Source organism: Prevotella merdae (assembly GCF_900290275.1).
Taxonomy (GTDB): Bacteria; Bacteroidota; Bacteroidia; order Bacteroidales; family Bacteroidaceae; genus Prevotella; species Prevotella merdae.
This window is the reverse complement of sequence record NZ_LT985323.1, coordinates 1,544,604-1,564,758: the sequence shown is the minus strand read 5'-3', so window position 1 is coordinate 1,564,758 and position 20,155 is coordinate 1,544,604. Positions and strand designations below refer to the sequence as shown.

General features: G+C 48.2%; 17 protein-coding genes. 16 read left to right on the top strand and 1 reads right to left on the bottom strand.

The annotated features are described in order from the left end of the window. Positions 1-43: 43 nt before the first annotated feature. Positions 44-1,942, bottom strand: a complete 1,899-nt coding sequence (gene dxs / locus C9991_RS06265) for a 1-deoxy-D-xylulose-5-phosphate synthase (RefSeq protein WP_106811687.1) — start codon at positions 1,940-1,942, stop codon at positions 44-46. A 249-nt stretch (positions 1,943-2,191) separates the two neighbouring features. On the opposite strand from dxs, the gene phoB reads away from it, so the two are divergent. The 16 genes from phoB (at position 2,192) to C9991_RS16650 (ending at position 20,133) form a co-directional block, all read left to right on the top strand. After that, entirely contained in the window at positions 2,192-2,881 is a 690-nt protein-coding gene (gene phoB, locus C9991_RS06260; RefSeq protein WP_106811686.1) for a two-component system response regulator PhoB, read from the top strand. A 111-nt stretch (positions 2,882-2,992) separates the two neighbouring features. After that, positions 2,993-4,426, top strand: coding sequence for a sensor histidine kinase (locus tag C9991_RS06255; RefSeq protein WP_106811685.1), 1,434 nt, complete (start codon positions 2,993-2,995; stop codon positions 4,424-4,426). Between the two features lie 191 nt (positions 4,427-4,617). Further along, positions 4,618-4,908 carry a hypothetical protein gene (locus C9991_RS06250; protein ID WP_106811684.1) on the top strand — a complete coding sequence of 97 codons (291 nt, stop codon included), beginning with the start codon at positions 4,618-4,620 and terminating at the stop codon, positions 4,906-4,908. 16 nt (positions 4,909-4,924) lie between these two features. Beyond that, positions 4,925-5,602: a hypothetical protein gene (locus C9991_RS06245; RefSeq protein WP_106811683.1), complete on the top strand. Its 678-nt coding sequence runs from the start codon at positions 4,925-4,927 to the stop codon at positions 5,600-5,602. A gap of 18 nt (positions 5,603-5,620) precedes the next feature. Then, on the top strand, positions 5,621-6,826 hold the full coding sequence (locus C9991_RS06240) for a hypothetical protein (RefSeq protein WP_157949381.1): 1,206 nt from the start codon (positions 5,621-5,623) through the stop codon (positions 6,824-6,826). Positions 6,827-6,850: 24 nt separating this feature from the next. Next, positions 6,851-7,798 carry a hypothetical protein gene (locus C9991_RS06235; protein ID WP_106811681.1) on the top strand — a complete coding sequence of 316 codons (948 nt, stop codon included), beginning with the start codon at positions 6,851-6,853 and terminating at the stop codon, positions 7,796-7,798. 7 nt (positions 7,799-7,805) lie between these two features. Continuing rightward, positions 7,806-10,796 carry a C10 family peptidase gene (locus tag C9991_RS06230; RefSeq protein WP_106811680.1) on the top strand — a complete coding sequence of 997 codons (2,991 nt, stop codon included), beginning with the start codon at positions 7,806-7,808 and terminating at the stop codon, positions 10,794-10,796. A 185-nt stretch (positions 10,797-10,981) separates the two neighbouring features. Beyond that, a complete protein-coding gene (locus C9991_RS06225) occupies positions 10,982-11,977 on the top strand; it encodes an Rpn family recombination-promoting nuclease/putative transposase (RefSeq protein WP_106811679.1) in 996 nt (331 codons plus the stop codon). Between the two features lie 183 nt (positions 11,978-12,160). Then, positions 12,161-13,609, top strand: coding sequence for an IS1182 family transposase (locus tag C9991_RS06220; RefSeq protein ID WP_106810833.1), 1,449 nt, complete (start codon positions 12,161-12,163; stop codon positions 13,607-13,609). 532 nt (positions 13,610-14,141) lie between these two features. Then, entirely contained in the window at positions 14,142-15,335 is a 1,194-nt protein-coding gene (locus C9991_RS06215; RefSeq protein ID WP_106811678.1) for a hypothetical protein, read from the top strand. A 456-nt stretch (positions 15,336-15,791) separates the two neighbouring features. After that, on the top strand, positions 15,792-15,965 hold the full coding sequence (locus C9991_RS16655; RefSeq protein ID WP_157949380.1) for a hypothetical protein: 174 nt from the start codon (positions 15,792-15,794) through the stop codon (positions 15,963-15,965). After that, on the top strand, positions 15,962-16,321 hold the full coding sequence (locus C9991_RS06210; RefSeq protein ID WP_106811677.1) for a hypothetical protein: 360 nt from the start codon (positions 15,962-15,964) through the stop codon (positions 16,319-16,321). The genes C9991_RS16655 and C9991_RS06210 overlap by 4 nt, the downstream gene beginning before the upstream one ends. Before the next feature lie 269 nt (positions 16,322-16,590). Further along, the gene (locus C9991_RS06205) at positions 16,591-17,919 is read left to right on the top strand and encodes a hypothetical protein (RefSeq protein WP_232823251.1); all 1,329 of its coding nucleotides are present in this window, start codon (positions 16,591-16,593) and stop codon (positions 17,917-17,919) included. Positions 17,920-17,925: 6 nt separating this feature from the next. Continuing rightward, a complete protein-coding gene (locus C9991_RS06200; protein WP_106811676.1) occupies positions 17,926-18,954 on the top strand; it encodes a CHC2 zinc finger domain-containing protein in 1,029 nt (342 codons plus the stop codon). 457 nt (positions 18,955-19,411) lie between these two features. After that, on the top strand, positions 19,412-19,630 hold the full coding sequence (locus C9991_RS06195) for a DUF4248 domain-containing protein (RefSeq protein WP_106811675.1): 219 nt from the start codon (positions 19,412-19,414) through the stop codon (positions 19,628-19,630). Positions 19,631-19,911: 281 nt separating this feature from the next. Beyond that, the gene (locus tag C9991_RS16650) at positions 19,912-20,133 is read left to right on the top strand and encodes a hypothetical protein (protein ID WP_157949379.1); all 222 of its coding nucleotides are present in this window, start codon (positions 19,912-19,914) and stop codon (positions 20,131-20,133) included. The last annotated feature ends 22 nt before the right edge of the window (positions 20,134-20,155 follow it).

The following is a 20,155-nucleotide window of genomic DNA, read 5'->3' as shown; positions in this document are numbered from 1 at the left end:
TTTTCGTTCTCGATGGTAGCAGATTGCTCCTTAACAGCTTACGTTATCCCTCTCTAATTACCTTCTTTATCGAGTCATTGTCGATGCCTGCAATAACCTTCAGCTCGTTTACGGTTCCATGCTCCACAAAGTGGTCGGGCAGACCTATTCGCTGCACCTTCACATCCTTGTTGTTGTCGCTCATCCACTCCAGCACGGCCGATCCAAAGCCTCCTGCACGCTGTGCGTCCTCCACCGTAACCACACGTTTGAAACGGGCAGAAACATCCTCCAGCAGCTCCGTGTCCAGAGGCTTGCAGAACCGCATGTCATAGTGGGCCACGCTCAGCGGGCATCCCTCTTCCTTAAGCTCGTTTACAGCCTTCTGCACGTCGTTGCCAATAGGTCCGTAGCTCAGCACAGCCACGTCCTTGCCCTGACTAATACAGCGTGCCTTGCCCACAGGTATTTCCTCAAGCGGGCATTGCCAGTCTTCGCCGCACACGCCTTTTCCACGCGGATAGCGTATAACGACGGTTCCCTTGCCGGGCAGTTGGGCTGTGTACATCATTCGGCGCAATTCGCGCTCGTCCATAGGCGAGCACAGGGTAAGGTTGGGCACAGGTCTTAATGCCGCTATGTCGAACACGCCATGATGCGTAGGTCCGTCCTCGCCCACCAGTCCGGCACGGTCGAGGCAGAACACAACGGGCAGGTTCAGTATTGCCGCGTCGTGTATTATATTGTCGTAGGCGCGCTGAGCAAAGGCGCTGTAGATGTTGCAGAAGGGCATCAGTCCGTCCTTGGCCATACCACACGAGAATGTGGCTGCATGTCCCTCGGCAATACCCACATCGAACACCCTGTCGGGCATTTCCTTCATCATTATGTCCATAGAGCATCCTGTGGGCATGGCTGGCGTAACGCCCACGATGTTGGGGTTGCTCTTTGCCAGTTCCAGCAACGTCTTGCCGAACACCTCCTGGTATTTCAGCGGATAAGGCTCGCCCTCGTTGATACGCTCGCCCGTGTCGGGGTCAAATTTGCCAGGCGCGTGCCATATGGTGGCATGCTCCTCGGCAGGCTTGTAGCCCTTGCCCTTAACGGTGTGCAGATGCAGCAGCTTTGGTCCGCGCATGTCCTTAAGCTGTTCAAGTATGCGCACCACCTCGCCCACATCGTTGCCGTTGAACGGTCCGAAGTAGCGTATGTTCATGCCCTCAAAAATGTTCTGCTGATGAGCCAGCGCCGACTTCAGGGCGTTGTTCAGCCGTATTATTCCCTTGCGTCGGTCGTCGTTCAGGTAGCCCTTAGAGCGCAGCCATTGCGAGGCACGGTCGCGCAGCCGATTGTACGTGGCGTTGGTGTCAAGGTTCAGCAGATACTTCTCCATACCTCCCACGGCACGGTCTATGCTCATATCGTTGTCGTTCAGCACGATAAGCAGGTCGTTGGGCGACGACGACACGTTGTTCAGTCCCTCGAAGGCCAGTCCGCCCGACATGGCTCCATCGCCTATCACAGCCACCACATGTCGGTTGGCGTGTCCCGTCTTGCGAGCCGCCACAGCCATGCCCAAAGCCGCCGAGATGGAGTTGGACGCGTGTCCGCACGTAAAGGTGTCGTAGGGGCTCTCCTCAGGCGAGGGGAACGGCCTTACGCCATGCAGCTTGCGATTGGTGTGAAAGTTGTCCTTGCGGCCCGTCAGTATCTTGTGGCCGTAGGCCTGATGGCCCACATCCCACACTATGCGGTCGTTGGGGGTGTTGAACACGTAGTGCAGGGCAACCGTCAGTTCCACCACGCCCAGCGACGAAGCGAGATGACCTGGATTTTCGGCCAGTTCCTCAACAATGTCGCGGCGCAGCTCGGCGCACAACCTGGGCAACTGAGCCACGTCCAGACGACGCAAGTCGCTTGGATACTGTATGTTGTCTAAGAGTCCTAATTTGTCGTTGTTCATGAAACTATATTTGAGATTTGCCTGCCCCTACCATTCATTTTATGGCGGCAAGGCAGATGCAATATGCAAAGTTAATGCAAATGGTTGAAAGCACAAAAAATAAAGATAGATATTTTGATGTAACAAAATTGTAACGCCTGTGCAATATGTATGATGAGCAGAATGTGTATCTTTGCAACGTAATCAAAGAAAAGATACAATTTCTTTACAATTACACGGCTGAAAACTATATACATTATTAAATATAAGATGAAACAGAACCAGAGAATACTTGTTGTGGACGACGAACAGGACTTGCTCGAAATCCTTAAGTTCAATCTTGAAACCGAGGGCTACGAGGTGGCTACAGCCTCGTCGGCCGAGGAGGCGTTGCAGATGGACATAGCCTCGTTCTCGCTCTTGCTGCTCGACGTGATGATGGGCGGAATGTCAGGATTTGCCATGGCGCGCAAGCTGAAGGAAAGACCCACAACTGCCAACGTGCCCATCATATTCCTAACAGCACGCGACACCGAGAACGACACCGTTACCGGATTCAACCTGGGTGCCGACGACTACATATCAAAGCCTTTCTCCCTGCGCGAGGTTATGGTTAGGGTGCGCGCCGTACTGCGACGCACAGCCACCAGCGCCGACGAGGGCGAGCCACAGGTGCTGTCGTACCAGGGCATCATTATGAACCTCGACAAGAAGACGGTAAGCATCGAGGGCGAGGACGTGCCATTCACCAAGACCGAGTTTGAGCTGCTAAACCTACTGCTTAGCGAGCGTGGACGCGTATTCTCACGACAGGAGCTTATTGAGCGCATATGGCCAAAGGACGTGCTGGTGCTCGACCGAACCGTGGACGTAAACATCACGCGCCTTAGAAAGAAGATTGGCCCATTTGCCAAGTGCATCGTAACGCGCCTGGGATTTGGCTACTACTTTGATGCTTAAAACAATAAAAAAGGCGTTCAAAAACAATAAAAAAAGGGGCTAAAAACAATAGAAAAGGGCGCTAAATAATAAGAAAAGGCGCTAAAACAATAAAAAACAAACCGAAAAACTATGCGAATATCCGTTGGAACCAAGCTCTATCTCAGCGTGCTGTCCGTGTTCCTGGTCTTTGCCGTGGCATTCATCGTGTTTCAGCAAACCAGGGAGAAGCAGTATAAGGTGGACACCCTAAACCTTAAGCTGCAAGACTACAACACGCGCATGGAGGAATATCTGCACCTCTTTCCCGACTACTCGGAACAGGCGCTCGACGCTTACGTCAAGTCGCACAACATGCCCCATCTGCGCGTTACGCTTATATCGCCCAGCGGACATGTGATGTACGACAGCAGCCTTAAGCAATACGGACATGTTGCCAACCATGCCTCGCGACCCGAGGTGGCAGCCGCCTTGAGCAAGGGCGTGGGCTCTACCGTGGAGCGCAACAGCAAGACCGTCAACGGCGACTTCTTCTACTCGGCCACATACTTTGCCAACGACTCGCTCATCATTCGCACGGCCCTGCCCTACACCAGCGACCTTGCCAAGTCGCTACAGGCCGACCAACACTACATCTGGTTTGCATTCGGCGCCATATTGCTGCTTACCGTCATACTGTACCGCTTTACACGCCGACTGGACGACAACATTCAGAGGCTGCGCACATTTGCCACACGTGCCGACCACGGCGAATCGCTCGACACAGAGGATCTTGTTGGCTTTCCTGCCGACGAACTGGGCGAAATTGCTGAACGCATAATAAAGATTTACAAGCGATTGCAGACCACACGACGCGAGCAAGACGTGCTTAAACGCCAACTGACGCAGAACATTGCCCACGAGCTCAAGACGCCTGTGGCAAGCATTCAGGGCTATCTGGAAACAATTCTTGACAATCCCAACACCAGCGACACGGCACGCGACATGTTCCTTAAGCGATGCTACGCCCAAAGCCAGCGCCTAACGTCGTTGCTGCAAGACATCTCAACCCTAAACCGCATGGACGACGCGCCCGAGATGATGGGCAACGAGCAGGTGAACATCTCGGACATCGTGGCCAACATACAGAAGGAAACGGCCCTACAGCTGCAACAGAAGCACATGGCTGTTGTCAACAATCTGCCACAAGGAATCGTAGTGAAGGGCAACCCCAGTTTGCTGTACAGCGTATTTCGCAACCTAACCGACAACGCCATCGCATACGCTGGCGAGGGAACCACCATCACACTCGCTGCCACCCCAATCAACCGCCACGAAACCTACGACGACGCAAACTACTTGCCCAAGTGGCACTTCTCATTCTGCGACAACGGCGTGGGCGTGCCCGCCGAACATCTGCCACGCCTCTTCGAGCGCTTCTACCGCGTGGACAAGGGACGATCAAGAAAAATGGGTGGCACAGGACTGGGACTCGCTATCGTCAAGAATGCCGTCATTCTGCATGGAGGCAGCATAAGCGTGAAGAACAACGAGGGTGGCGGACTGGCATTCGACTTCACGCTATAACAACACGAATTATCCACGAAACTGTAGAAGGTACGGTCTACGAACCGTACCACGTAAGCTATACATTATCAATACTATAGCCATTTGCGTGGTACGGTTAGCATTTTAGCCTCCTAAAATATAGGGGTTGCATTATTTTCATATAAAAATTTTTCGATATTGTTTCTTCTGTTCTTAAATTATTGTTATTTTTGCAAGGTAACAACACCGGCAAAGACCTGTACGACTTCCAACTAACCACCGACGACGCAAAAGACAACACCAACGAGGAATACAACTATATGGGAATATCTCTCAATGGCTCCAACTTCCAGACAGGCATTGCCACCAAGCTGCGCCAGTCGGCAACACAGCAGTACACCGTCCGCATTGAGAATGTAAAGCCCAATGCCAAGACATTCTGTTTCGAACTGAGCTGTATCGCCAACAACTATCCATTTGGCGACCACGAGGTTGCATTCTACAACATTGCAGTAAAATAACTAAACCCATAAAACTATGAGAAAACCTTTCTATTCGATTATGGTAGCTACTTTCGCTGCCATAACATTTACAACACTATCGTGCAAGAATGGCACAAAGGAACAACCTACACCCAACGTTGAGCAGGCTGACACAACTGCCACCGACCCCACAGCTACGGCCCAGCCGGAACAGCAGCCCAAAACCGAAGCCAACAAGCCCGGCGACCGCCCGACATTCCAGCTTGTGGGCAACGTGAAGACCTGCAAGTGGAAGAACGCCGAAGCCAACGATGAGACCATAACCTACGCCTTCGACAAGCATGGCAACCTGACGACCATCAACGGTCGCAAGGAGAACATCTCGCGCAACAAGCAAGGACTGATAGAGAGATACGCGCTCGGCGAGAACGAACTCACAAGCTATTTGTTCAGCTACGATGCCAACGGCCGTGTGAAGAAGTCGTCGATGAGCGATGCTGACTCTGGAACCGACAACTACACATACAAGTACAACGACAAAGGCTTCGTAAGCTCGCGCTACTGCAAGGGCGAGATAAGCGAAATGGGAGCCGATGAACCGATAACCTACGAGGAAAACGTAACCTACGACTACACCAAGATAGACGAGCAAGGCAACTGGACCAAGCGCACGTGCCACGGCGCCACCGGACGCGACCCGTGGACAGAGACCCGCACAATAGTGTATTATTAAACCAATAAAACATTGCATATGAACAAAAGAACGAAGTGCATGATATCGGCGCTTATAGCCACAACGGCAATTATGTGCTCATGCGGCAACAGCGTAGACGGCTACAGTTTCACGGGCAACGGCGTGTTGGGAAGCATACCGGAGGCACGCGCCAAGTGCTACGAAGCATACCATTCGGAGGCCGACAACATGAAGAAACTAATGGAAAAAGCCCGCGACAAGCACGCCATCAACGTGTCAAGCGACGACTTTCTGAAGGAATACGAAAAGATGCAGAAGCGCATACACGACAAGATAGGCGACGACACGCGCAAGGCATTGGTTGACGACATGGCACGACTTGAGTCGGGCAAGGACTTCCCGCTTGAAGACAAGACGGGAATGAAGTTCGGCGACTTGAACATTACCGCAAGGGTTGACACAGCCGATGCCATGGGTGGCTATATAACCGTAAAGCTCAAACGTAACGACAATTCACAGGTCACTCCAGAATTGTATTATCTCGGCAAGGCTGCCGATGGAACTGTAACAGATAAAGGTATGGCACATTTCCACTCATACCAGAACTTGCAGTTCACAATCGGAGAGTACAACGCTTGCTCACTTGACGAGACTCTTGAAGACAACGACAAGTACGACAAGCAGATGCATTATCTCATGTCGCTCGACAGCATCGCCTCTATTGAACTTGTCGACTACAACACCTACTTCGACTACACCGACAAACGCGCAACGACAGAAGGCGTTGGTCCTGTAAAGATTGGTGCGAAGATAAGCGAAATGCCCGACTCGTGCTACATATACTGCTACAAGGAAGAGATACCGGTTAACCAGTCGGACATGACCGTTTGCGAGTTCAGCGACAAAACGCACACCACCCTCTTCACCGCCATCGGCGACGGCAAGGGAAAGATTAAGAGCATAGAGGTAGAGAAACTGCCGATAAAGCTCGGCGGAAAAGTAGCAAACACGCATACATTCGTCAGAGATGCTGTGGAGAAGCTAAAAGACGCAGCTGAATGGTCGTATGACTCGGAGTCGCAGAACGCCATCGCCTCGTTCGAAGGCGGCAAGGTGACGATAAGCTTTGGCAACCAAGTGTTCAACGAGAGCGGATGGGCGAAGTACCAGCAGCTGCAGAAAGGCGCGAAAGGCGTAAAATTCGACTTCAACGACTTCAACGACTACGACACGTTCGAGACTTACACAATCAATGCTAAATAGTAACAAGAAGAAATCTATAAAAATATGAAAGCAAAAACTATCATCGGCATGGCCCTGGTGCTGTCGTCACTCAGCGTGCAGAACGCCAACGCCCAATTCTTCAAGAAACTCGGCAAGGTAGCGGGAGCATTGCTTGACGCAACCACCGAATCGACTAAAACATCCAACAACAGCAACTCGTCAAGCAGCGACACAAAGGGCTACATTCCTCATATCGACTTCAAGGTGACATCGTGCGAATACTGGGGCGACGAGGTGTTGCTGCGGTTCATAGTAATTAACACCTCGACGAGCGACATCACATTCCGCCCATTCTGGGGCGAAATAAACGATGCCTATGCCACCGACGACAACAACAACATCCACGCTATAAGCTTCAATGTTGGAGGCGAAGACGGTTGGGGCGGCGAGCTGTTCAAGACGTTGCCCTCTGGAGTGCCCGTCAAGGGATTCATCTCGATAAAGAAGGTGAGCACAAGCTGCCGCTTCATCAAGAGTGTGCGCTTCGGCGGCATTGTGGAGGACGGCAAGAACAACCAGAAGTTCAGCTATACTATTGGCTCCAACGCCATCAAGATGCCAAGCAACACCAATGCCGACAACATATTCGTGTCGCTGCCCATTCTCCAGTACAACCTCAACAGGGTTTACCGCGACAAGACCGGCAAGAATGTAATCGTAGATGCCACGGTGAAGAACATTGGAACCAATGCGTTCAAGCTGGCAGCCAGCGACGGCAGCGGACATGCAGTATACGACAGCGAGGGCAACTCCTACAAGCACACGATGACAATAGGCGGCAAAAGCATCGACAACTGGGACGGCGTTACGCTTCAGCCAGACATTCCTATGAAGGCTTTAATCACAATTCCAAATGTCCCCTCAAACATTCATGAGTTCAGCATCATAAAGCACAGAACCGTATGCGGCGACAACTATTATGACATACAGATAAAAAATCAGAAATTTTAATGCTCAAATGAAGAAGACAGACAATTTACTCTTGTCAACAATTATGTTGGCATCATTCGTCTTGCCGTCTCAGGTCTCGGCACAAACCGCTGACGAAGCCAAGGAGACGGCGTTGAGCTTCATGACCCAGAAAAGAGGTGGGGCTGTGAATCTCTCCACAGTTAACATCGGCAAATCTATTGCAAAGGTAAAGGGTAAAGGCGGAGCAGCCGCCGACAATGGCGGCGTGTATGCCTTCAACGCCGAGGAAGGCGGCTACTGCGTGGTGTGCGCTGGCAACGGCAACACACTGGTGGCGGGCTATTCAGACAAGGGTTCTATCGACCCAACCAACATGCCTGACGCCATGAAGGTGTGGCTTGCGCAATATCGTGAAGCAATGACAGCCACGGACGCCACTTCCGAACCCCACTGGGAGGGCAAGACGGTGGCTCCTGTGGCACCTCTGCTAAAGACACAATGGAATCAAGGTGCACCATACAACAGCAAATGCCCGTCAAACGGCACGAAGACGGTAGTGGCAGGTTGTGTGCCCGTAGCATTGGCTCAGGTGCTCAATTACTATCATCAGGACCGTAAGGGTGACGGCAAGCTGGAGTATGCCGACGTAGAGTCAGAGACCGAATACAACATCGACTACTCTACTACCACCTACGACTGGAACAACATGCTCAACACCTACGATGGCGTAAACGCTACAAAAACACAGAAGGATGCCGTGGGCAAGCTGATATTTGAGGCTGCAGTAGCCAGCAAGGCAAAATTCGGTTATGACGAAACCAGCGCTTACCTTCCATTCGTTGCCCTCAACCGATACTACAATTATGAATGTATGTATGTGGAACGCGACCTGCATTATTATGTCGACATGGTACGCAGTTCCGATTACTACATCTCCACGGACAAATGGATGAGCATGATACAGGATGAAATGGAGGCAGGACGCCCCATCATCTATTCTGCGAGCGACGTGAGCGGCGGCTACATTGTCAAACCCGCGAGAAACCACGCCTTCGTCATTGACGGCATTGACGACAAGAACTATGTACACGTCAACTGGGGATGGGGCGGCGTTGCCGACGGATATTACGACGTGGCGATACTCAACCCGGGCGGAACATTCAATTACGAACAAGGCTATCGCTGCCAGCACTCCATGATTATCGGCATACAGCCGCGAACCACCGACTGGCAGGAGGCGTGTTATCAGCCGTTCCATGTGTGCGACTGGGCTGCTTCGCGTGGCGATGCCGTAAAGGCACCGCAACACAACGCTAAGGCAGCACCGGCAAGAGCAAGCGAGAGCATTGTGACGTCGAAAAGCAACATGTATTACTTCATGGTCACCAATACGTACGACTCGAAGAAAAGAAACATTATAACCGTTCTTGCCAATAACGGTCATATAGTGACAAATCTTACTTCCGGAGTTTACCAACTGGACATTAAGGGATGGCCAGACATCACGCGCTACAATCTTTCAAATAGCTTCAAAAAGGTGCCGCAAGGTGTGGCTGACGGCGTATACGAACTGCGCATGGCTTATTATGACAAGGACAACAAGCCACAACTCTGCCCTATGCCGAAGCAACTCATACCTACCCTCGAAATCGTGAATGAAGGAACGGGCATGATAATACGTGGTTTGGAGGGAGAAGACCTTGTGAAGACTCTCACCATCGAAGATGTTACGCCTGCCAGCGAAATATATGCTGGTACACGCTTCTATCTGAACGTAAAGGCATCGGGTGCTTCACAGAACACCTACCTGCAGTTCCGTAATGTGGATACTGGCAAACTTTACGGCACCAGCGGATCAAGCTCTGTATCGTTCAATTTCGTCTACAACAACTACACAGCCACAACAGCCTTCAAGTTTGAGCCGAAGAACGTTGACAACAACTTCACCATGCCTGCCGGACGCTATCAGGTGTTGGTGCCAGAGGGACAGACTAAGGTGGTGATGGGAAAAGACATATATATAGATGTAGCGGAGAAGCCCAACTATCCTATCCTTGACGGCACAGACCTGGTGTATGCATACGACGGTTTAGTGATGGATAATGATGAGCTGAATTGTAAAACGTTTGAAAACGAATATTATTTGGACGGCTTTTCACCAGCCCTGAAATACGCTAACAAAAACACGAGTCCGGTGACTCTGCGCATATACGCAGTAAATCAGGACACCAAGGAGGAGCGACTATTGACCGTAATAGAGAACTGGACGGTAGGCACAACAATTCCATACAACAATCGCCTGTACCCGCTTACGGGCAACTATGAGTTCAAGTGCCGCTATCTGACACCCGACGGCGAACGTGCCGGACTGATGCCACGCGACTTTTACGGCAAGCCTTCTTATTGGAGATACGAGCTGAAAAACAACTTGAAAACACCCAATATGAAGCTCATCTCATGCAAGATGACGTCAAACAACGCTCCAGCCAAGGCGGCATACGCAGACGACACACAATATACAGCCAATCTGCAGTTCGATCTGAAGTATCACTACCCATACAATCGTGAGGACGGTGAGGAAATAAGCAGAAAAGCCGTCGTGAAGGCAATTTTCTACGACAAGGAAAAGGGCGAGATGGTGGCAGACTCGGTAACTAATGTGATATTGCAGCAGAACGTAACGCAAACCATCACGCTTACGCCCATGCTCTCGAAGAACGCCAAGTACAACGGAACGCTCTTTTTCAACGAAGAAGACTACAATAATGGACAATACTATACCTTCGTGGTTACGCCTGACGAGAAAAACATAGCCGACTTTACGGTTGATTCCGAAGGCTTCACAGGCATTGGCTCTATCAGCACATCCGACCAGGTGTTTGAGATAGGTGAAACGTTAAAGGTGTATGGTCTCAACGGAGTACTCGTCACCACAACAACCGTGACTTACGACCTATGGCCGCGCCTGCTCTCGACGTTGCCTCAAGGAGTGTTCGTACTGAAGTCTGGCACAAAGACAATAAAGTTCAGAAAATAAAAAGAAAAATTGCAGGACAGTAAAACTTTGCAAACAACATAAAATTAGGGCTGACACTTAATCAAAGGTGTCAGCCTTTTTGTAATCATTTTACAAAAACACATAAATAATAAATAAATAGCGCTCTATTCTTGTATTTCTCACAACAAAATCGTATTTTTGCAGTAAATCAAAACAATAGAAATATGGCACAATTCATCAATCCTTTCTCTGATTGGGGATTTAAACATATCTTTGGTCGCGAAATTTCTAAAGACTTGCTGATTTGTTTCTTGAACGACCTGTTTGCAGGCGAATTCGTAATTAAGTCGCTGGCGTTCGGCAACAAAGAACAAATCGGACTGTCGAAAGATTCAAGAGAGGTGATATTCGATATCTATTGCACAACGGACGAGGGCAAAGAGATTATCGTGGAAATGCAAAACCGAGGACAAGAACACTTCATTGACCGGGCTTTGTATTATACCTCACGCGTGATAGTAAACCAAGGCATAAAAGGCGAATGGGACTATGATATACGCCCTGTTTACACAATATGCTTCATGAACTTCGTCGACCCTTTGCTGCCATTGGGCAAATTACGAACGGACATGATACTCGCAGATAAAGACAATGGAAAGATGGTGTCTGACAAGATACGCATGGTGTATCTAATGCTGCCGTTCTTTGAGAAGACAGAGACAGAGTGTGAAAACGATTTTGAACGTTGGATATTTGTTTTAAAGAATATGAATACATTTGAAAGAATGCCATTCCTGGCTAAAAACGCAGTATTTAAGAAATTGGCTGAGATTTCTGACCTTAGAACTCTCAGCAAAAAAGACATGGACAAATACGAGGATAGCATCAGAATTATGCGCGACGCCTACGCCACATACAAATACGCCATAAAGACAGGCTTGGAAGACGGACGAAAGCAAGGATTAGAGGAAGGAATGGCGCAGGGAATGGCGCAGGGAATGGCGCAGGGAATGGAAAAAGGAATGGCGCAGGGAATGGAAAAAGGTATGGCGCAGGGAATGGAAAAAGGTATGGAAAAAGGAAAGGCTGAGGCTGAGCGACAGAAGAACATTGAGTTTGCAAAGCTCATGCTAAGCGATGGCGACTCTACAGAAAAAATACAAAGATATACGGGGCTTACGGCAGAAGAAATAAACGAAATTGCACAAAGCCTACATTAATAATGTAATCTCACAAAGCCTACATTAATAAGCAAACCATTAAATATAGCTATTGCGTGGTACGGTCTACGAACGAGGGCACTGAAAAAGTCCCTTGCGATATATTTATCAATTATAATCTGCACATAATTTGGCTATGTGCAGATTTTTTTGTACCTTTAAGGAATAAAATCCAAGGTACTTATGCTGTCACAACAACAACTTCCACTCAGTGAATATAGCTCACTTTATGATATAGTCGTCCCCCAGGACAACCTTCTCCGCCGTATTAATAACCTGATAGACTTCAGCTTTGTCTATCAGGAACTGGTCAATAAATATTGTCCTGATAACGGCCGTACAGCTGAATCGCCCATTCGTATGTTCAAATATCTTCTATTGAAGACAATATACGATATATCTGACGTGGATGTTGTAGAGCGTTCCCGTTATGACATGTCGTTTAAGTATTTTCTTGATATGACTCCTGAGGAAGGCGTTATCAATCCAAGCAGTCTTTGTAAGTTTCGCAGATTACGCCTGAAAGACACGGATCTTATGAACCTGCTTATCAAAAAAACTGTAGAGATAGCAATAGAGAAAGGAATCATCACATCAAAGACTATTATTGTAGATTCGACTCATACAAAAGCCAGGTCAAATCCGTATTCACCAGTTGAGATACTGAAACTCCGTTCGAAGCAACTCCGCAAGGCGCTTTATGCCATGGATGATAATATAAAGGAAACACTTCCGGCTAAGAATGAAGACGATGACCTTGTTCATGAGTTGGATTATACCAAGGACCTTCTAAATCATATCACCTCGGATTCCTGCCTTTCGGAAGTGCCCGCAGTAAAACAGCGACTAAATATGCTAAAGGAGACGCTTGCGGACATAGAAGACCACTATACAACCTCAAAGGATACAGACGCACGTGTTGGGCATAAGACAGAAGACACGTCGTTCTTCGGTTACAAGACTCACATCGCAATGAGTGATGAGCGTATCATAACTGCTGCCACAGTCACATCTGGCGAGAAGGGTGACGGGCCTCAGTTGGAAGAGCTTGTTGAGCAAAGCAGAAAGAACGGAATGGAGGTTGACACGGTTGTTGGTGATACCGCATATTCTGGCTGCAAGAACCTCAAACTGGCAGAAGATGAAGAGAGGGGATTTCGTTTGGTGTCCAAATTACATCCGTCTATTAGTAGTGGATTTAGAAAGAGTGAAGACAATTTTGATTACAACAAGGATGCAGGCATGTTTGTTTGTCCTGCTGGCCATATGGCAATCAGAAAAGTAATAATGGGAAAGAATAGGAACTGGAATCAATCCATGACTTATTTCTTTGATGTGGATAAATGCAAGACTTGCTCACGAAGAAACGGATGCTACAAGGATGGAGCTAAAAGCAAGACCTATAGTGTACCTATCAAGAAAGGAGAACATAAAAGACAACTGGAGTTTCAGAAGACACAAGAATTTAAAGAAATAGCCCGCCAGAGATACAAGATAGAGGCAAAAAATTCGGAGTTAAAACAGGTATACGGCTATGATAAGGCATTGTCGTATGGGCTAGATTGTATGCAAATGCAAGGTGCAATGACAATATTTGCCGTAAATATCAAAAGAATATTGAGACTAAGCTAAGAATAATTAGAAGAATTATACACTTGTGACATAAGTGCCCTACATCCTCTATAAGGCTGTATATTAGACCATATCAAAGCAAATTAAAAGCAGATTGCAAAACCGACATAATGTTTAATGCAATCTGCTTTTTTATTTAAAAGAGTGGAATAAAGTCTTAAAGGGCTAACTTTTTCAGTGCCCTCTCTACGAACCGTACCTCCTACAAGCCCCATTCGCACGCTCCAAATCCAAAGCATAATCCGCAGTCTTTACCTTGCAGAATAATGTCTATCATCAACATTTTACGTCTATTCGCACAGAGCCAACACCACACATTTCTTAATTTCTGTCTGCCGATGCTTCATATCTATCCCCTTCTTCCTCCTTATTACATTCACATTTTAATTAACAATCTTTAGGACGCAAAAATATTCTGTATTTTATTTGCTCGTCATGACAACCGAACAAAATAAAAGTAGTAAATTTGTATTTTCTAACACCCTATAGGTGTTTTTCAAATTGTCTTATCTCCAATAACTAAAAACATCAAATGACAGAAACCCTTCAACAAAAGTGCCTTAAGGCTTACTACAAAACCGATATTGAACCAACGCTCGACCGACTGCTTCAGGTGAAAGACATCGTCTCAAATTTTGAACTTGAAGGAGCCGACCGCCTGTTGAGTGCCCTTAAAATGAAGCACATGGACCTTGTCGAGATTGAACGTCTGGCAGAATATATATATCAGGCTCGTGAGAAAATGGATAAGGAACTCGTGCGACTTCATAAATACGAAGAGGTTTTTAATAGTGATTTTGCCACCGACCACAATTTTTATTACAATTCCGTAAGTGAGATTCTCCGACATATGCGCAGCCATATGTCGCCCTTGAAAACCATATTCAGGAAATTCTGCCCAAGGAAGCATCCCACGCCTGCCGAATGTGCAACTTTTGGCATACAACAGAAGTCGGCAATCGAAGAGTCGTTATTGGGCAAGAATGTCTACGAGTTGAATCTGTTCGACTTGTCCACCTATCCGTCTGTTGTGCAAGGCTTGTTTTCCGAGCTTATAAAGTTCTTCAGGGCAGAAGAAGAATGCATGAATCTGTGTACGGAGATTCTGAAGGAAGAGATGGAGATTCGTAACGACCCAACAAGAAGCAAATGCTCTCTGGACTCATATAGAAACAAGGCATACAAGCGTCTTAAGAATGAAATAATGCTTATAACCGAAGACACGGTTAACAGCCTTAGAGAGATAACACCTGCATATCAGAGTTACCTAAACTATGCCTCAGAAGAAGGATTCGCACAAGGTGAATTTCATAAGCACAATCATGCCGAAATGGAGCACTTCTGCATTATAGAATGCTTCACGGATACCGCTGACATCACTCTGGAAGAGAAGGCTCTGTGGGGCAACAATCCCAAAACCGTAAAGAAGATAAAGTATGTGATAAGTCATTTTGACGAACTCTTGCCACCCGACTTCAAACATAAGGACATGGGAATGTACGAGTATATATTCTGTCAATGGGCGTTGCCCAACAATGTGAAAAAAGCTCTTGAGTATTTCGTCAGCCATTACAAAGGCAAGCATAAGGTAGTGAAATATGCTGCCGTGAACAACCATAGACAGAGTTACGACAAGGAAGATCCAGCTGTAAAGCGCTTCCTTTCCAACATTATCGTACTGTTTACCGACAGCAACGACGAGGATTTAATGGGAAACATAGCCTAAAAAGTAGATTTGTTTTTAGGGTTTTTATCTGAAATATACAAAAAGTGTATCGGCCGACTATAGCTGATACACTTTTTTAGTTTACATAAGTATGGTTTGGTGGAGTTTTCAAGGAAAGTAGATTGATTTTGCATAAAAAGTAGATTGGAGCGGAGTGTTCAATCTACTTTTTGCCTTTTTCCAATCTAATTTCGGCTTTTTCAATCTACTTTTTATCGCAAAAGCAGAATTGCAACGCATTGAAAACCAGTATTTTCACGGCAATACGTAATCTAATTTATTCCTTGGCTACCAACGAAAAAACAGCGAAATTTGCATTGTCTTAGTAAAACAAAGACTACCCGATGAGTGAGTTCGAAATCACAAGACGGGGAATGATGGTACTATAAAATACAGCATGGATTCCTCTTCGATTGCTGTCGTACCAGAGAGGACATTTTAATACCGATATAAACTATGAAAAAGGTATTGAATCCCAACTTTCAGGCAGGCTCTACAACATGCAACGAGCCTCGCCCAGTATGCGACATCATCAAGGAGATGTTCGCAAGTGACTCACCCCTCGCCAACGGCCGTCGCAAGCTGCTGACTTACAAGCCCAACCTCGCACAGAAAGGAGGCCAGGCATGAAAAGGGACATTTTGCTGTGCATCGACTTGCAGGCTTTTCTGCAGACCGACGACCTGGTGGACGAGAACAAGCCTTATTACGGCACTCTGACGCTCGACGACGAATACCACGCTCAATTTGTGGAACGACCGAGCAGAGCCTACACAAGGCGCAACATGAGAATCTTCGACGGACAATACATCACCCTAACCTATCGACCGAGAGACGGACACATTAGATTCAACTTCAAAGAACTACAACCGGTGTATCTGCTCAACAGCGACATGTATGCCGAGGGCGTGAGAAACGAGATTCGCATGGCACTAAAGTGCTGCGCGGACAAGGGCCTCGGAGAGGTGAAGTGGGTGGGCTGGTAATAAACTTGAATTACATTACTCCTCCATTGGGTGAATCGTAAATCTTCCAATATTCCAGTTCTTCCAAATTCCAATAAGTGTACTTTCATACAAAATCCCTTTCTAAAGACTATATAATTAACTGATTATTAAGTAGTTATATATATAAGAAAGGGAATGGCAACCCTAAAAAAAATAATTGGAAGAACTGGAATTGGAAGATTAAGCAAAACCCACTTCCCTCTAAAAGGCTTATAATCAATAGTTTAAATAAATGACAACAACAAGAAATGAAATACAATATCAGTAAAACTACCGCTCCGAAGATGCCAAAACTTGGAAAAGGAACGGAATGTGTTACACTTTTGCTCTCGCAAGTGTCAAAAGACATGCATCAGCCCATCGTCCCGATGATTTTTCCTATCCTTGGCGCTCACGTAAGCGGAGCAGAATTCATGTATCCCGACCAAAGTTGGAAGGAAACATGTGGAATGTTGGCAAATCTCGTGGCTGATAGTGGCGCTGGAAAGGGTCAACTGTCAGGACTTGTGGAAGCCCTCTGCCGCGACTTCCGCGCTCACGACGAGGAGGAGCTGACGAAGCTGGTGGAGTGGCAGAAGCTGGTGAAGACGAAGAGCGCCAACAAGGAGAAACCCGTCCGACCCGATGTGGCTTTCTGGTTTCCACCCGCCGATGTTACCAACGCAGCCTTCATACAGAACGCCATGGGATGCGAGAAGCTGGGGCAGCGCACCCAGTACATCAACATGCCCGAGGTGGAGATGGCCGACCGCGTGTGTGGCGGGCACCGGCAAATCTCGCAGATGATGCGCAACATATACGACCGCCAGCGTGCGGGTGCTTTGCGTGCCACAGCCGACGGCGTTACGGGCAATCCCGTTCTGCGTGCCAACATCACTATCAGCTCTACTCCATTCGCCGCACGCAAGTTCTATAAGCAGGAACTGTTCAACGGCACCTTCGGACGTGTGGTATTCTCGTACAAGCCTCGCCAAGGACGCGACGGGCGCATTCCACGCCAAGGCAAATATGGTGACGATTTTTACAAAAAACTCGACGAATATATTGCTCGGCTTGCCATCTGCAAGGGAAGGTTCGTTATTCAGCCGCTCAACCGCCTTACCGACCAGCTTGCTGCCGACATGGCTTCGCTTGCCGACCTTGCCGACGACGACATCCTTTGGGACATCTCCAAACGTGCGCTCGTCTCGGCATGGAAGGCTGGATGCCTGCTCTGGGCATTGAACAACCAGACGTGGACTGCTGCCATGGGGCATCTCGTGGAATGGCTCGTCTACCACGATATATGGTCGAAGATGCAAGTCTTTGCAGACATGCTCGGTCAGGACGAGGGCAGCGTCAGCGAGGCTGGCAGACGCGGCCCGAAGAATCTGCTCGACGACCTGCCCGACTCGTTCAACGAGGCTCAACTTGAGGCTCTGCGCATATCGATAGGCAAGACGAAGGAGGGCACGAAGAATCAACTCTACAAATGGGTGTTCCGCAAGTTTATAGTCCACTCCGCCCAAACCGGACTCTACACCAAGACTCAGGAGTATCTACAAGGAATATCTTCCGACAATATCACCAAAAAATAAGTAGCCATGCTCGATAAATCCACTATACAACAGCTCCGCGACCTTCCAATAGAGGGGGTCGCCGAGCGCCTCGGCCTGCGCGTCACACGTCACAAGAGCCTATGCCCGTTTCATGACGATCATCACGCCAGTATGACCTACAGCACGTCGCGCAACATCTACCGCTGCTTTGCCTGCGGAGCGCATGGCGGAACCATCGACCTCGTGATGCGACATCTGCGCAAGGACTTCCCAGACGCTTGCCGATGGCTGGCCGATTCTACCAACATAATAGTAGAAGAGTACAACCCCAAAACTCAAAACTCAAAATTCAAAATTCAAAACTCCTTCGACGCCTCGCGCTATGCACGCCACTTTGAGCACCCCTGGCTGAGCGACGAAGCGCAAAGGTTTTTATTCGACGAGCGTAGGCTCGACCCGCGCGTCGTAAGATGGTGTCGCCTCACTTCCTGGACCGACCGCCAAGGCACGCATTGGCTACAAACGCCTTACTTTGACACCACGGGCAAGCTGATTGGCATACAGAACCGAAACCTTGATTATCAGAAGCCTGCCAAAGGGGAATGTCATCCCACAACAGCACATCACTCCCATCCCTATGGTGGAGGCGCCGTGGGAGAGGCCACTCCTCGCTTCCGATTCCCCTACGGCGCCCGCTGTTCCATCTACAACCTGCCCATCGTCGCCATGCTGCGCCCCGAAGAACCGCTATACATCACAGAAGGCTGTTCCGACTGTTGGGCCATGCTCTCGTCTGGTCACAAGGCTGTGGCAATACCATCAGCCACGCTCCTCTCCAAAGCCGACAAGGACTTGCTGTGCAACCTCTCCGACCGTCTGGCTACCTCCTTCCACATGTATCCCGACCGCGACGCGCCTGGCGAACAACTCTTCCTTCAGCTAAAGGAGGTCCTCCCCACGTTGGAGCACCATCAGTTGCCACCCACCTGCAAGGACTTCTCCGACTACTATGTGTTAAGTGAAAAGGGAAAAGGGAAAAGTGAAAAATCCAATAGCGTATTAAGTGAAAAGTGAAAAGTGAAGAGTGAAAAATCCAAATGTTAAGAGAGGCTTGGGAGGCTATGGCACCCTCGCCATAGCATGCCCTACCCTAAGCAGCAAACTCAAACCCACATATTCATAGATTTGTGCGGTGTACTTGCTGGTTATGCTATGGCGAGGCGCCATAGCCTCCAATGCTAACATACTATGGCGACAGCATTTGGAAGGTAGGGCGCCCTCGCCCTACCATTGGCACAACCCAGCCCTACCATTGGCTACCTAAGCAGCAAACTCCCACTCACATATTCATAGAATTGTGCCGTACTTGCTGCTTATGCTATGGCGAGGCGCCATAGCCTCCAAAGCTTCACTTTTCCCTTAACACATGGATTCTTCACTTTCCCCTTAACACATGGATTCTTCACTCTTCCCTCTTCACTCTTCACTTAGCATTTGGATTTTTAACTTTTAACTTTTCCCTTTTAAACGTATGAAAAATTTTAAATTACAACCCTACACCAAGAAGGAGCTGGCCCTCCTCTACTTCCCCTCAACCGACCCACACGTGGCCGTAAACCGACTGATGATGTGGGTTAAACGTTGCCCCGAGCTGCACAACGCGCTCGTGGAACAAGGATACAAGAAGAACGTTAAATGGCTGTCCACAAGAGAGGTGGAGATGATTGTGAGGTGGCTGGGCGAACCGTAATGGAAGGGAAAGTTAAGAACGAAGAGTGAAGAACGAAGAATCCAATAGTTAATAGAGGATACGCAAGCAACGAGTGTTGGGCAAAGCCCAACCAAACCTCATGTTCTCGTTTTGCTCAATCAAGCCTTCACCCTTCCCTCTTGTTCTCATGTTCTCTTGTCTTAATAATAAAACATGTTCTCATGTTCTCTTGTCTTAATAAATAAAACATGTTCTTCTGTTCTCTTGTCTTAATAAAAAACATGTTCTTCTGTTCTTCTGTCTAAATAAACCATGTTCTTATGTCTTACAAACAAAATCGTACTGAATCGTACTCAATCGCACGTATCGTACTCAATCGTATGATTGATGTTTTGGGATGTATTAACTTTGCACATGTAATCCAACAGCCACATGTCCAACGTCCATCCACAAGCGGATTGCTCACACGCGACTGCTCGCCCTGGCCAACAACATTACTCGAAAGGCGCCTCGAGAATAGTGTAAATGGCCCACGACAATAGTCGCACAAGAAAAATGACGGGA